The organism is Mesorhizobium sp. NFR06 (assembly GCF_900115245.1).
Lineage (GTDB): Bacteria > Pseudomonadota > Alphaproteobacteria > Rhizobiales > Rhizobiaceae > Mesorhizobium.
In genome coordinates this window covers 1-13,990 of the sequence record NZ_FOVT01000002.1, presented here as the reverse complement: position 1 = coordinate 13,990, position 13,990 = coordinate 1, and the positions used below count along the sequence as shown (strand labels likewise).

12 protein-coding genes and 1 pseudogene are annotated in these 13,990 nt (G+C 59.1%); 3 read left to right on the top strand and 10 right to left on the bottom strand.

The features are described from left to right. The first annotated feature begins 628 nt into the window (after nucleotides 1-628). Nucleotides 629-1,972, top strand: a complete 1,344-nt coding sequence (locus tag F3H96_RS04115) for a mechanosensitive ion channel domain-containing protein (protein ID WP_244619901.1) — start codon at nucleotides 629-631, stop codon at nucleotides 1,970-1,972. Between the two features lie 48 nt (nucleotides 1,973-2,020). Here F3H96_RS04115 and F3H96_RS04110 read toward each other — a convergent pair. The 9 genes and pseudogenes from F3H96_RS04110 to F3H96_RS04070 form a co-directional block, all read right to left on the bottom strand. Then, a pseudogene (locus tag F3H96_RS04110) lies at nucleotides 2,021-2,579 on the bottom strand (transposase); the annotation flags it as partial. A gap of 286 nt (nucleotides 2,580-2,865) precedes the next feature. Continuing rightward, the gene (locus F3H96_RS04105; protein ID WP_244619900.1) at nucleotides 2,866-3,519 is read right to left on the bottom strand and encodes an RNA ligase family protein; all 654 of its coding nucleotides are present in this window, start codon (nucleotides 3,517-3,519) and stop codon (nucleotides 2,866-2,868) included. A 290-nt stretch (nucleotides 3,520-3,809) separates the two neighbouring features. Then, complete coding sequence (locus F3H96_RS04100; protein WP_149790678.1) at nucleotides 3,810-4,148, bottom strand: hypothetical protein; 339 nt, start codon at nucleotides 4,146-4,148, stop codon at nucleotides 3,810-3,812. Between the two features lie 18 nt (nucleotides 4,149-4,166). Beyond that, a complete protein-coding gene (locus tag F3H96_RS04095; RefSeq protein ID WP_188131294.1) occupies nucleotides 4,167-4,727 on the bottom strand; it encodes an ATP-binding protein in 561 nt (186 codons plus the stop codon). 2 nt (nucleotides 4,728-4,729) lie between these two features. Further along, nucleotides 4,730-7,096: a SpoIIE family protein phosphatase gene (locus F3H96_RS04090; RefSeq protein ID WP_149791148.1), complete on the bottom strand. Its 2,367-nt coding sequence runs from the start codon at nucleotides 7,094-7,096 to the stop codon at nucleotides 4,730-4,732. Continuing rightward, a complete protein-coding gene (locus F3H96_RS04085; RefSeq protein ID WP_149790677.1) occupies nucleotides 7,093-8,271 on the bottom strand; it encodes a class I SAM-dependent methyltransferase in 1,179 nt (392 codons plus the stop codon). Before F3H96_RS04085 ends, F3H96_RS04090 begins: the two co-directional genes overlap by 4 nt. Beyond that, nucleotides 8,268-8,789, bottom strand: a complete 522-nt coding sequence (locus F3H96_RS04080) for a ubiquinone biosynthesis methyltransferase UbiE (protein ID WP_149790676.1) — start codon at nucleotides 8,787-8,789, stop codon at nucleotides 8,268-8,270. Before F3H96_RS04080 ends, F3H96_RS04085 begins: the two co-directional genes overlap by 4 nt. 273 nt (nucleotides 8,790-9,062) lie before the next feature. Beyond that, entirely contained in the window at nucleotides 9,063-10,712 is a 1,650-nt protein-coding gene (locus F3H96_RS04075; RefSeq protein WP_149790675.1) for an EAL domain-containing protein, read from the bottom strand. Nucleotides 10,713-11,130: 418 nt separating this feature from the next. Then, the gene (locus F3H96_RS04070; protein WP_149790674.1) at nucleotides 11,131-12,267 is read right to left on the bottom strand and encodes a helix-turn-helix domain-containing protein; all 1,137 of its coding nucleotides are present in this window, start codon (nucleotides 12,265-12,267) and stop codon (nucleotides 11,131-11,133) included. Between the two features lie 232 nt (nucleotides 12,268-12,499). Between F3H96_RS04070 and F3H96_RS04065 the strand changes: the two genes are divergently transcribed. Beyond that, complete coding sequence (locus F3H96_RS04065; protein ID WP_149790673.1) at nucleotides 12,500-12,784, top strand: hypothetical protein; 285 nt, start codon at nucleotides 12,500-12,502, stop codon at nucleotides 12,782-12,784. 643 nt (nucleotides 12,785-13,427) lie between these two features. Here the strand turns inward: F3H96_RS04065 and F3H96_RS04060 are convergent. Continuing rightward, complete coding sequence (locus F3H96_RS04060; RefSeq protein WP_149790672.1) at nucleotides 13,428-13,667, bottom strand: helix-turn-helix transcriptional regulator; 240 nt, start codon at nucleotides 13,665-13,667, stop codon at nucleotides 13,428-13,430. 45 nt (nucleotides 13,668-13,712) lie between these two features. On the opposite strand from F3H96_RS04060, the gene F3H96_RS31600 reads away from it, so the two are divergent. Continuing rightward, nucleotides 13,713-13,916, top strand: coding sequence for a LysR family transcriptional regulator (locus F3H96_RS31600; RefSeq protein ID WP_348530047.1), 204 nt, complete (start codon nucleotides 13,713-13,715; stop codon nucleotides 13,914-13,916). Nucleotides 13,917-13,990 lie beyond the last annotated feature (74 nt).

Genomic DNA, 13,990 nt, shown 5'->3' with positions numbered 1-13,990 from the left:
GGACGCAGCCTCACGGGTTAGTTTGAGCTACTCATCTCCTTGGCCGTCGCGCCGGTCGCCGCATATTGGCAGCAAGCCGGTTCGCTCACCTAAGCAGCCACCAGCCGATGGCGGCACACAGCAAAAACAAAAGCGCGGCACACGCGATCAACATACCTCTTCGCGCTTGCCGCCTTGGCGGCTCAGCGGGCACAAGATTGAACGGCTGGGCATGCTCTGTGGCGATTTTCAGCAGAGCTGCAGCCGTCTCGCGCGGCGTCCACCCCTGCGCTTCTGACGCAGTCACTAGCGCTGCGAATGCAGCTTCTAAGGCGACTTCACAGTTGATGTCCCGATCTGGGCTGCCCTTCGGCAATATGGGCGGTGCAACGGTTTGGGACATGCACACAAAGCGGCTCGCGGATGAAAGGTTCCCGCTTTCGAGCTCTTTGCCATCGAAGGCCGGAACGTCCCATCACTATCAGTAGCAGGTCAGGCAGTCGCTGACCGGTCCGAGCCGATCGCTATCTTGTGGCGCCGGCGTCATAGCCGCTGCCACTCATTGACCGCACCCGAAGCTCAGCTTGACCAATTACAGGGCCGACGACATTGTGAACCGCGCAATTCGAAGCCAGGTGGTCGTGTGGCAATGGATTTTCGCGACGCCATCGATAGATCGCTGGCCTGGGCCGGTGGATGGTTCGACTATGCCGCCACGCCATGGTTTGTCTATCAAGCCGCCATTATCGCCTCGCTCTTCCTGGGGGCAAAGCTCGCGGCGCTGCGGGTCGAGCCGCTCATGGAAAACCAGGCGCGCCAGATCAAGGGCCAACCCGGATTGTTGAGGATCGTCATCGCGCTGTTGCGGCGCACCGACTGGATCCTGTTCACGATGTTTCTGTTTGCCGCGCTCAACCTCCTGCGTGCCATCACATCGCCGAGCCGCACCCATCTCCTCCTCGTCGCGCTTTTGCTCTCGCTCGCTTGGCTGTTTGCAGCTGTGCTGTCGCGCATCATCCGCAACCGCCTTGTTGCACGCACGCTCGGCTGGTTGGCCTGGATCTACGCGGCCCTTGTCATTCTGGGCATCGGTGACGAGGCAGCCGCTTTCCTCGACAGCCTCGCCATTCCTCTGGGGACGGTTCGCCTTTCGGCGCTCATGGTGCTGAAGGCGGCGCTGCTCTTGATCGCCGCAGTTTGGCTTGCGGTGGTCGCCGGCAATTACATCGATGAGCGGGTTCGCATCTCCGAGGAGCTGACGCCGTCGATCCGCGTCCTGGTCGGCAAGGTCGCAAAGATCGGCCTGGTGCTGGTGGCCGGCGCCGTGGCACTTTCCGCCGTCGGCCTCGATCTGACGGCGCTGACGGTGTTTTCCGGCGCCGTCGGCGTTGGTCTCGCTTTTGGGCTGCAGAAAGTCGTGTCGAACTTCGTCTCCGGCGTGATCATCCTGCTCGACAAGTCGATCAAGCCCGGCGACACCATTTCGCTCGAAGGCACGTTCGGCTGGATACGCGAATTGCGGGCGCGCTTCGTCTCGGTGGTTACGCGCGACGGCCGCGAATTTCTGATCCCCAACGAGGACTTCATCACCCAGAGGGTCATCAATTGGTCGTTCAGCGACAACCTCGTGCGCCTCGACGTGAATTTCGGCGTCTCTTATGACGCCGACCCGCACAAGGTCAGCGAGTTGGCGATAGAGGCTGCAATCAATGTCGGCCGGGTCGAGGCCGATCGGCGCCCGGTGTGCTGGCTCACCGGCTTCGGCGACTCCTCGCTGAACTTCGTTCTGCGCTTCTGGATCCGCGACCCTCAGCAAGGCCTGACCAACGTGCGCGGCAAGGTACTGCTGGCGCTGTGGGACACATTCAAGGCAAACGGCATAAGCATCCCCTATCCGCATCGCGAGATCATCATGAGGGGAAATGTCGGTGGATCGGGCGAGCGCTGGGCTCGGGCGGACCAAGAACTTCCCGACACAAAGAAAGCCATCTGAGACGGCGGTCTCTAGGTGAAGGATTGGTTGTTGCCGGCTAAGGTCCTAATTTAGCCAAGCCTGAAGGCGGAGGTTGTGTGCGTCAAGTTCTGCAAAAAGGTGCGGCCTAGCGCGCATCGAGGATGAGGTAGGGGAAGGGCTCGTGAAGCGGGCGCTCGGCAAACGCCTTCAGGCTCTCGTCCAGGCGTTTGTTGATGGCCGAGATCGACGAGGCCGAGAAGGCATGGCCACAAAGCTCTTCGGTGATCGCCCTGACCTTGCGGGTCGACACCCCTTGCACATACATCTCCGCAAGCGTGGCCACCAAGGCCCGCTCGGAGCGCTGGTAGCGCTCGAACAGTTCGGTGGAAAAGCGGCCGGCCCGGTCCTGCGGCACCCGCAGCTCAAGCTTGCCGACCCGCGTGACAAGCGTGCGGCCGTAATAGCCCGAGCGATAGCCCAGCCGCTCCGGCGTGCGCTCGCCCTTCGAAGCGCCCAGCGCCTCGTCCATCTGCGCCTCGAGCACCTCCTGCATCACCGCACGGATCACGTCGTGCAGCCCAGCCGGGTCCGAAAGCAAAATGTCTTTGACGGCAGCGCTGGCGGTCTTACTTTCAGTCTTGGTCATGGTGGCGTTCCTTCCAGGGAATCGGTGACGTTGAGCATCACCAGCCTGCCATGACCGCCCCCCTCTCAGCGAATTTGCAGAACTCTCAGCACACTACCAAGGCGGCTTGAGCCCAGGGTCGAAATGCTCCAGCCGGCGGTGTACACCCAGGATGCTCCGCCCACTGACCTGAAAGCTGACCGGTAGCTTGCGCCTCCTTGGTCCGCGGATCGGCAACGCGCCTCTATGTCGCTCATTCCGGCCGACTTGACCGCCCACTAACAGCGGACATTGTGGGCTGCCGGCGCTAAGGTCGCGGCTGCGCCAGAAGCGTGTCGTCGATGCTCAGAAATATCGGCTTCTTCGAAATGGCCTTCAGCCATGTGTTCGACGGTCCGCTCCTGTAGCGGCTGTCGGCTCGCTTCGAGATGATGCCCTCAAGCCCCATCTTCTCGATGGCGCTCAAGATCGCCAGTGCACTTCCCTCGAAATGCTCGCTGTATCGGATCTTGCCGAGGCCTGGCTCAACCAGCTGCCATAGCGCCTGCTTGCGCCGCAGAAGGGGTAAGGAGGCTAGATTACGACCGTCGAGATGGAGGATGTCGAACGCGACGAACACCAGCTGGCTCGGCTCGTTCCAGATCGCGGCCTCCAGCACAGGGCAATCGGGAGCCCCCTTCTCGCCCGGTACAATAACCTCACCGTCGAGAATGGCAGCCCGGCATGGCAGCTCGGCGGCCAAGGCGATGGGCCAGTATTTCGTGGTCCAGTCACGGCCGTTCTTGCTGTAGAGACGCACGCCGTCTTTATCGACAATGATTTGCGTACGGTAACCGTCGAGATTGACCTCGTGAACCCATCCCTCATCTCCGGGCGGCTGCTCGACCAGAGTCGGGATCTGCGGCGGAATGAACTCCAGCCGGTCGCCGTTGACCTTGGCACACTTACTCAATGACGCCACCTTTGACCGCGTAGCGGCGGCTGGTCGGCACAGGCAGCCTGACGTTCCCCCAACTGGAAGGTCTGCCGCCTGTGCCGAGCCCCCGCTCAGCCACTGTGGCCGAGCCCCCGCAAAGCCATCCTGAACATCTATCTACGAACGAAGCTGGGCTGTCGTTACCTTCGCATCCTAATACTTATCCTGGCGTACATATCTCTCGGTGCGGTGCGCTTGCACCGTCCCCGACCGGCCTGTGCCACCCAGGATGGTCGCCAGCCCAAGCAGACCTTGGGTCGTTTCGGGCGACCTGGTCAGTCCATCAAAAGGACCACAGCAGGATGCAGCTTCTTCAAATTCGGCAACGATTTCGATTGCCAGGGTATGTCGGGCGTCCCACGCACGACGAGTCGAACATCGGGATGTTTGCGCACCTCAATGGTAAATTTCGCCAGGAGGTTGATGCCGGAAGAGTTGAGAAAGTGAAGGTCCTTCAAATTGAGCGTAATGGAAGAAGGATTCGAGGCAAGAACACTGGTCGCCAGAGCCGTGATGGGCGCACCGGCCTCCGAACTTGCAAGCCGCATTGCACCGTCGAAAAAAATTTCGCTTCCTTCAATCCACACGCGGTAGTCGTCTGTCTTGATTTCCATGGCGTGGCTTCGTTTCATCTAGTTGCGAGTTTGCGAGATCGCGATGGAGGCATACGTCTCAAGGCAAATCCGATCGCTTTCGTCGGCGGCGCTGAATATCCAGGCCAGGCGTGCGCCATAATCGCTCATCAATGTCAGCAATCCGAGTCTGGAACCTGCCATGTCGGGGCTGGCAGCATTCGCTTCAATTCGCTGTATCAGCAGGTCTCTGGGGTCGCCAGCCGTAATGTCGGCCAGGAGACTTTGGAACCGAGAGGCGTTTTCACCGTCGACGTCATTCGAAACCTTGAGCTTGAAGCACTCCGAATCCATCGACGCCTCGATCACGATCTCACCCGGTGCGCGAAACTTGACGGCGTTCTCGATAAGCTCGTTGACCAGATATCCGATGCTGTGCCGCACTTCGATGTAGTCATTGCGGGACGACCGGAAGCGCAACGCGAAAAGATCGGCGATGAAGTCCGAGGTCGTGGCACAATGACGCCAACTCAAGTCGAGAGGTCCGTCGAACAGCCGCACGCGACTGACGCTCTCCTTCATCCCGATTGCAATGTCAGGGGTCCCGAACAGCGTTGACATTGCTATGTGTGCCTTATGATCACGAGGGTGATGTCGTCATGGATCTTCTGGACTCCGATATGGGCCATCAGATCCTCGATGATCCCGGTCTTGATGTCCTCGGCACTGCCGCCTTGACGTTTTCTTGCGCTCTGGCAGAGGCGCTCGAACCCGAACAGCCTTTTGTCCTGATCCTCCGCCTCGGTCACACCGTCGGTGTGCAGCACGATCACGTCGCCACTCTCGAACAGGATGTCACGCGTGTCGATGAACTTCGAGATGTCATTCTCCAGTCCAACCGGCATACCCAGGTCAATCGTATCGATGCGTTCGACTTCCCCGTCCGCACGCACGACGAGAATGTCCTCATGCTGGCCGGATAGCGTTACCCGCTCATCCTCGAAGTCAAGAAAGGCCAGCGAGAGATGCTTGCCGGTGTTCGTCCGCTCGATGTTCTTGTAGATTGCTTTGTTCAGCCGGTCCAGAAACTGGTGCGGATCCGCTTCGTCCGTCTCCTGCAGCGCGCGTGCAACGGATTGGACCATCAGCATCAGCACGCCGCTCTCGAGACCATGACCGGTCACGTCGCCTATGCCGATCTTGATCCGTGATCCGTTCCGCAGCACGTCGTAATAGTCACCGCCGACCTCGTCGGCCGGCCGCATGTAGGCTGCGATCTCCAGCCCCGGAATCGCTTCGAGTTCGAATGGTTTCGGCAGGACCATCAACTGGATCTGCCTGGCAACCGCAAGTTCGGCGCCCAGGCGGACGTTCTCGTCCTGCAGCTTTTCGTTGAGAGCGGAAATCTCCTGATTGGCGTCGCCGAGTTCCCTGGTTCGTTCGTCGACGAGTTGCTCGAGGTTTTCGGTGTGGAAGCTGATCTGCTCGGCCATGCGGTTGAAAGCGATGCCAGCGGCTCCAACCTCGTCGCGCGTCGGAATGCTGACGCGGACTGAATAGTCCTTGGACTGGAGCCGCTGCGCGGCGCTGGCAAGCGCCCTGAGGCCCGCGGTGATCCGCTTCGAAATTCCGAGCACGGCCGCAAAAACAATGAGAAGCGAAACGATGATCGCACCGATCTGAAAGAGCAGGATACGATTGGTTGCGCGTGAAATACTCCGCTGCGCGGCGAACAGGGACGCATAGATCTCCCGCTCGGGAACGACGATCCCGACCGACATCGTTTCGGACTTGATCGGCCCCGAACTCCACAGATTGGTCGGCTTCAGTCGCTTGAGGACAACGATGTAGGGTACGCGTTCGCCCTTGTTGTCGAGCATGATATGCTGAATGACACCGTCATTGTTCTGGCCGAGGGGCAGCGACGCGATAGCCGGCTGCGTACTTCCCCGCAAGGACCGCTCCAGGCCGGTGACGCCCTGCGTGCCCGCGTCGCTTGATGAAGTCAGGCCGATGATCGCCTGGCCCGACGGATTGATCGCCACCACATTGCCAGTCGACATGGTGAGGAAGCCGAACCCGGTTTCTGCGATCTTCACCCTTTCGACGACTTCCGCGAGCTGATCGAGAGTGATGTCTGCCCCGGCCGTACCGGCGATACCGGTGCGATCGCGCGTCCACAGCGGGTGGAAAAAGCTGACGATCAGCTTTCCCGTGATTGCATCGGTGTAAGGCGCTGTCTGGGTGATATCGTCAGCGACCGGACGCGAAGCTGGATCCCTGGCCCATTGCTGCCATGAACCATAGATCCCCGGAAAGAAGAACTCCCAGAACTCCGCCTTGTTGTGGCCCGGATAGAGCTTGTCGAAGGTCTGTGCCTGGTTCGTATACGGCACCGTCCTGAAGATCGGCCGTTCTTTTGGACCAATATAGTACATTTGCAGTTTGGACGACCCGCTGGCCATGAGAGTCGGCGCGACGAGATCGATCACGGTACTGTCTTCTATCTCCTTCTGAACGCCCGGCAGCGGTGTGTGGTCGGCGCCCAGTAGGTAGCCCCAGACACTGACCACGGAAGGCGCGCCCGGCAGGTTCTGCGCCCAATCGCCCTGCGCGTCGTAGACGACCTTCACGGAGCCGGGCGCTTCATGCGAAAGCGTCGCTCCGACCTCTTGCTGCCTCGTCGGATCGTTGATCTGGGCCTGCAGCACGCCGGCCAGCGCCTTGACGTCGCCGTGAACCCGATCGAGCAGCAGATCGACGCTCAACGCCGTCGATTCGGCATAGGAACGAATGTATTCCTGGTTTGCGGTCGTCAGGCCCTCACCGACTTCCGATGTGGCGTCGCGCGACAGCTTCTGAACGTTCCAAAGCGCCAGGCCACCGCTCAGCAGGAGGTCGAACAGGACGGCGCCGCCAACGACCAGTACGAACTTCGCTCGAAAGGAGCGCAGGCCAAAGCGCGGTGTGGGCCCATTGTCGGCTTTCATTGCGGCCGTCGCCCCGATGCGGCCCAGATCGGCCAACCCGCATAGCCCTTGGGGTGGAGCGCAGCGAAAATGTGGTCCTCGAAGCCCTGCCGGAACCGTGCGACGAACTCCGGTCCATCGCCGCGTCTGGTCGCCATCTCGCCCGCATAGACATTCGCCCAGGCCGCAATGACATCGGCGAAATCCTGCGGATCGCCGTCCAGGTTAGTGACCATGAAGGTCTCTACACGGATATCTTCGAATCCGGCTTCCATCAGGTATCGCCGGCTCTTGGGCCCAAGCTCGACGTCCATCTCGAAATGCCCGAACAGCTTCGCCACCTCGTTGTAAGTCCAACGGATGCTTTCGGCGCGCGGCTCGCCAAGGCAATGCGAATTCTTCTCGTTGGTGATGTAGACCCGCCCGCCCGGCTTGCATATGCGGTAGAGTTCCTTGAGGATGAGTTCAGGCCGATTGAAGATCTGAAGGGAATGCCGGCAGGTCACCAGGTCGAACTGCGCCTCGTCGAGCAGCATCTCCGACGCATCGCCATAGGTATATTCGATGCCCCGTATATCGAACTCCCGCATCACCTGTCGAGCATAGTTCAGGCTCGATATGGAGTGGTCGAGGGCGACAATCCGCGATGGCTGGAACTCCTTCTGCACGAGCACGGCGAAATCGCCGATCCCGCAACAGATGTCGGCCATGACGATCCCCTGCCTCATGCCGTGTCGCGGCAAGATTGCGCGCTCGTGGCGCCAGGTCATCTTCGTCTGTGAACGCAGGATCGGTACGAACCCGCCTTCCTCGAGGAAGCCCTGTCCCGGATAGAATTCGCTGTCATACTCCTCGACCGTGATGTTCGGCTCGATCCCGCTCAAACGACCGAATTTACGCGAGGTCCATCCGACGACGCTTGACGTGATGACGACGAATTTGAGATCGGGCCGAGCGCGGCAAGCGTCGATGATGATCCTCGAAAAAGCGTGAAACGCGGCGTTGTTCATCTGCGTCAGTCGTCTGACATTGACGTAGAGAACGCCGCGCACGCGGCCGATCGCATCGCGGAGCAATGCTATGCTGGGCCCAAGCTCATCGATCGCCTGAGGCCGGACCACCCCGGATATGGAGAACTCCTGGTTGTTGGCGTCGTATTGCGCCTTGAAGCGTGGGAGGGGGTCGTAAAGGTTCAATGTTGCAGGCCCTCAAGCGGAAGATCCACGACAAGCTTGATTGCATCACCATCGGCTTCCTCGACCCTGAGTGTGGCGTTGTAGTCGACAGCCAGTTCCAGGAGCACGACCTCCCGGCTGGGCGAGAGATCGCCAGACACCGAATTGAGGTATCGCTCCCTGGCCTCTGTTCCTGCGACGTGTGACACGGCTTCTTCGTAGAATTGGCGCTCCTCTGGCACGCATGGGAATGTCAGCTCGATCCTGTCCGTCGCGCCGTGGCGGGACACCCTGCATGCCAGTTCACCACCGGCTTGGCGCGTACGAAAGGCGACTTCCAGCAATTCATTGAGGGCAGAGGAAAAGAGAGTTGAATGCCGGACCGAGTCTGATCTGTTTTGACTGATCATCCGGGCCAGGTAAGTCGAGACATAATCGCAGTGTCTCCAGGCCGACACGAAAGCTTTGATTTCCATGTCGATCTGGATCATTGGCGCAAAAGTCGGCTCGCCAGCCAGCTCATGATGAACAGGTCCCATCGGCATCCTCCCTTGTTCCATCAGTTGAGCCCTGGTGGGGCGATGGCCTCCGCGACGAAAGGTTTCACCGCGCGCGGTGATGTATCACTCTTGCACCGACTCGAAGAATTGCGCGGTATCTGCCTCGATCGTTTCTACAAATCTCCGCCTCACCGTTAACAAAGGGTGCAATGTGCAGAGCAATTCCAGGAAAAGTGGGTAGCGTTTTCCGTCCGAAATTGCGTAAAAACAAATACTTAGAGCGGGTCGGCGGCTCTATCAAGCTGAACCGCTCTAAACTGCCCGATTTGATTCCTCCATCGCTCGCACGACCCTCAGCGGGGACCGTCTGATGAGATTGCTGGTTGCCTCGGCTCCGAGCGGGCGCCCCAGGAAATTGCCTTGCAGGCAATCACAATTCTCCTTGATCAGCCACCGCGCCTGTGCCGACGTCTCGACCCCCTCGGCGGTGACGCTTATTCCCAGGCCGTGGGCCAGATTTATGATCGATCGCACGATGGTCTGGCTTTTGAGGTCGGTCTCCAAGTCCGCAATGAAGTACTGATCTATTTTCAACGTGTCGAAGGGAAAGTTCTTAAGGTAGCTCAACGATGAGTAGTACGTTCCAAAATCGTCGAGTGATATTCGTATTCCCAAGACGTTCAAAGTGTTTAACGTGTCGATATTGTCGATCGTCTTCTCGAGGAGAACCGTCTCGGTTATCTCGAGTTCAAGTCGGTCGGCCCGGATTCCAACGGCGTCGATGACCTGGGCGACGGTGTCCGTCAGCGAACCGCTAAGGAACTGAGCCGGCGACAGGTTTACTGCGACCGTCAGCGAGGAGGGCCAGGTCAGTGCCTGGCGACAGGCTTCCTCGAGCACCCACCGTCCAATCTCGTCCATCAGACCGTCCGCCTCGGCGATCGGTATGAATACGCCGGGTGGAATGATTCCGATCTCGGGGTGCCGCCACCGCAGTAGCGCTTCGAAACCGATCACCGACGCGGAAGACCGAACGAGCGGCTGATACTCCAGATAAAGCTCGCCCCGCTCCAGCGCGGTTCGAAGGTTGCGCCTCAGATTCTCGCGTTGCTGGAGCAAGAGCAGCATCGAACGGTTGAACGTTCGAGCGCAACCGCGTCCATCCGTCTTGGCTGCATAAAGAGCAATGTCCGCGGCTTTCATCAACTGCTCGCCATCGGTCCCGTGCTCCGGCCCGAAAGCAATTCCGATACTCGATCCGACGAAGACGGGAATGCCGTTGATGACGAACGGCTCCTTGAACGCGTCGACCAGCGATCCTGCGAGGCGCTCGGCTTCCGCAGGCTGATCCTTTCCCAATTGGATGACGGCGAACTCATCGCCGGCATACCGGTATGCGGATTCGCCGTCCTGCAGCGCGTCGCGGATTCGACCCGCCGCGAGCTGAAGAAGCGTGTCGCCCGCTCCATGACCGAGCGTATCGTTGACCGCTTTGAAATCGTCGAGGTCGATTTGCAGCAGGGCGGCTTGCGGCTTTTCTCCGCTGATGGCCGCCAGCGTCTGCTGCAGCCGCTCGCCGAATCGTCGCCGGTTCTGCAGTCCGGTCAGCACGTCGTGCGTCGCCTGATGGAGCAGAACTACATGCTCCTGCTCCTCCGCCGCGCTCCGCTCGCCGCGACCCTTTGACTCGATGATTCCCACACCATTCGCAGTGGCGAAGACGAAAACGGAACGGGGCGCGTCGCCCGATGACCGCGGCAAGTCGATGCTTGCCGGAGTGCCGCCGTGGAACACACGAAGAAATTCGTCGCGATACCTCGCATCGAGGAAGCTCGGGTAGATCTCCCATACGGCGGCACCCCGCGCCACCGCGCCTCCGTGCACGCCTTTGAGCCTGGCTGAGTAGTGCGTCAGACAGAAGTTGCGGTCATAAAACGACAAAAGTTCGGTCGTGTTTGCCAAAAGGTCAGCGAGAAGCGCTTCGCCGGCACGTGGAACATCGCTTGAGGAAGGGCCCTCACTCTCCGTGCCGACGCCTGATTCCTCTGGGTGCAAGAGCCACCTCCATAGGCGGTGCCTATTCGCGTCCCCCAGTCCAGAAATAGCATAACTGCCAAGCTTGGCAAACTTTCAAATCGCTTCTTAACAAGTTCCGCATGCTGCGTAGTTGCAATGTACGCTCCGCTTTGACTGGCGACAAATTATCGATACGATCAACATTCACAGTTCGTTAATAAGTCGGCAATTGGCGGGAATTGGCTGTATGATTGATGGCGCGGCCGACGCGACACGAAATATCGTGGTCCATGGGGCAGCGTGGCCTTCCACGCCCCGGCAAGCCGGCTTGAGCCCGCCCCATCTCGCCATCGCCGATCCTGACTCAATTTCCGAGCGATTTGAGCCAACCTTCAAAGGAAGAGGCCTTCTCGTGTCCAGCATGCGAAACAGAGTTGGCGGGGCGCGGCAATACCACAGAAATGCGGCCTTCGCGGGGACTGTAACCGAATTCCTTGCTGAATGCCCGGCTGAAATTAGCCGCTGAACTGAACCCGAAGGCTTCGGCAATTTCAACAATGCGCCGGCTGTCCGCCGGATCGCTCAGCGCAACATGGGCTGCCAGAAGACGGCGACTCTGTATGTAGTGGAGAACACCACCGCTCGGTTCGAACAACTGATAGAGACGAGAGCGCGATACGCCGAGCGCCCGACACATTGAATCCGGTGTCAGACGAGCCGCGTCCAGATTGTTTTGGACGTATCGACGCGCTCGCTCCATCAGCGCGACACCCGCCAATTGTTCGGCGGCCGCGGCATGTTCCGCCGGAGGGGCGAGGCAGGCAATGATCATGCTGCGTGTTGCGTGCACGATGCGGGGCAGATCTTCGGCCGTGAGACTGCGCAGTCTTGCTTCGATGCTGTTGACGTAGTCGACCAAGAGGTTGGCAAAATTGCCAGATAGAATTGAATTGTTCTTTGCGTCGAGGGTTGACGCCGCATCGGCGAACAAATCACGGGGCAGATACAGAAAGAGACTTTCCGAGTCCGTCACTCTCCCGCGAAACGGGTAGCCAAGCGACCTGATCTCAAATTTGCCCGGCTGGTTTTCCGCAACGCGGCGATCGACCTCCGTCCACGACCGGCCGGTACGTGGCAACACGATATACCAGTGATCGATCGAACTGGACCGAAGCTTGGCGGCAGAGCGGATATAACTATGCGCCGGAGCGTGCTGTTGGACGATCAGCATGCCACCGAGGTTCCAAGCCGTGTGGTCGGCGGGAAAGCCGTCGTCCAGCGATTGGCCATCCGGCAACCTGACCTCGACAAGCGGCGCCATATACGCTTGCCAGGCGGCGAATTGATCCTCAGGCGCCAGTTCGAGCGTTGAAAAGGGCAGAGGTTCAAGCGCCGGCGCAAGTAACGGAGCAGCCTCGTTGTTAGCCTCGCGCGGCCAACGACGTCGATCACGCTCCGGCGCCTGCTTCGCGGGGGTCTTGCCTTGCCTTTTTGCGTCCATCGCGTGGTGCCATATCCGAATCGGGTATGCCCATGTCCCCCCTCAATCATGTGGTGTATCTCAGGCATCTGGCAAGACTGGTTGACTCCCGTCGAGTGAAACGGCGATCACGCTGGATTACAGCAAGAAATGCATTCGGAGATAAGTTTCTGGATGCGAAGATAACGACACTCTTTAACCTGGTGCGTATAGAATCTGGCATCTTAGAATAGCAGTTGAGGAGACCACCGAAATGAACGCGAAGCTCAACAGCGAAGCTCGTCGCCGGATAATTCTTGATGGATACGGCAACAATGAGCCGTTGAAAGAAATTGCGGCAAAGATCGGATGCTCACTGGCGAGTTTGAAAGTCACCGCCAGTAAACTCGGCTGCACTCGAACCCCAAAAGAAGCGGCGGAGTTTCGTCGCGGATTTCATGTCCCGGAACACAAATGGCAAGATTACCGCCAGCTTATGACCGCCGGGCAGTATAGATCTCGCGAGTGCGCACTAATTTTGGGGCTACTGAAAGAGTAACTATCAGCTTTAGCGAGCAAACTGAATCGGTATTTCCTTGGACGATGTTGTGGCTTGGCAGTCTATTGCTTCAGTGGCTCATCGGTAAAAGCCAGCCGCAAGCAAAGCGGACGGGCATAAAAGGTCAGCACAGATGACACGTCGGTATTTCAATCGCACCTGCCTAAGTCCTCTCGATCTGACTATTTGCCAACGAGTATTCGATCGGGTCTGCGCGGATGAAGATCTCGATCCTTTGGACCCGAAGGCCGAAATATTGGCGGTGATGGTTGTGGCCATTTTTCGAAATGCTCACACCCGCGAGTGCGAACTGCTAGAGGCGGTCAAGTCTCATCGGCAAAGGGCCGCGCGAACCGGCCATTAGTGCATATCGCTCAACCGTGCGCAGCGGTTTTGCTACAATCACTTGCGTAGAAGGCAACAAACTAAAGCGCGTAGCAAGGCACTCAGTCGCGACGCGCATTCGAAAAAGCGCCGATCTCTCAGCCCTGATTCCAGCTGTCGTGCCAGCGCCTGCTTGAAAGTCTGCCATCGCTTTTCGGACGCCAGAAGCTATCCGCGTGGCCCCTTAATGGCCTTTTGCGCGCCGCGATCATTGCGCGCCGTTCAATTTGCCACACTCTTGGCATGAACGACCCACCGGTCACGCAGCTTTTTTCGCAGGCTTTGTTGTCCCAGCCGAAGGCCTGGACGTCGGCCTCGGCGAAGCCGCCCTCCTTGCGATCCTCTCCGCGACGTCGAGGCTGGGGTTTCTTTGCCCTCGCTCGATGCCACCCATGTAGCTGTAGGCGAGGCCGGCTTCGGCAGCGAGAGATTCCAGGGTCATTCCGCGCTTGAGGCGGACCCTGCGAACGTTCGCTCCAAAAATCTCCGCCAGTCGCATGCGCGCATAGCGATAAGCAAACGTTCAGCTTTACCAATCACTATAGTGACTATACGATGCTGGATTCGGAGATTGCCCTTCGGAGCCGATCCCGGTGCTCCGCGCAGTCAACCCGCTGTCAGTCAGTATGTAAAACAGCTCGAGGCCGTGCTCGGCTTCGCCCTTTTTAAACGATCGGCCAACCGCATCATTCCGTTGCAGGAAGCCTGGGAACTCCTGCGAAACGTGGAACTAGAGCACGTCCTGTGATCGATGAATCGATTGTGATGTGACGGCTGCGTTTTGTGCTGATTCAACATCCATCTCGATGGAGGTTGACGATG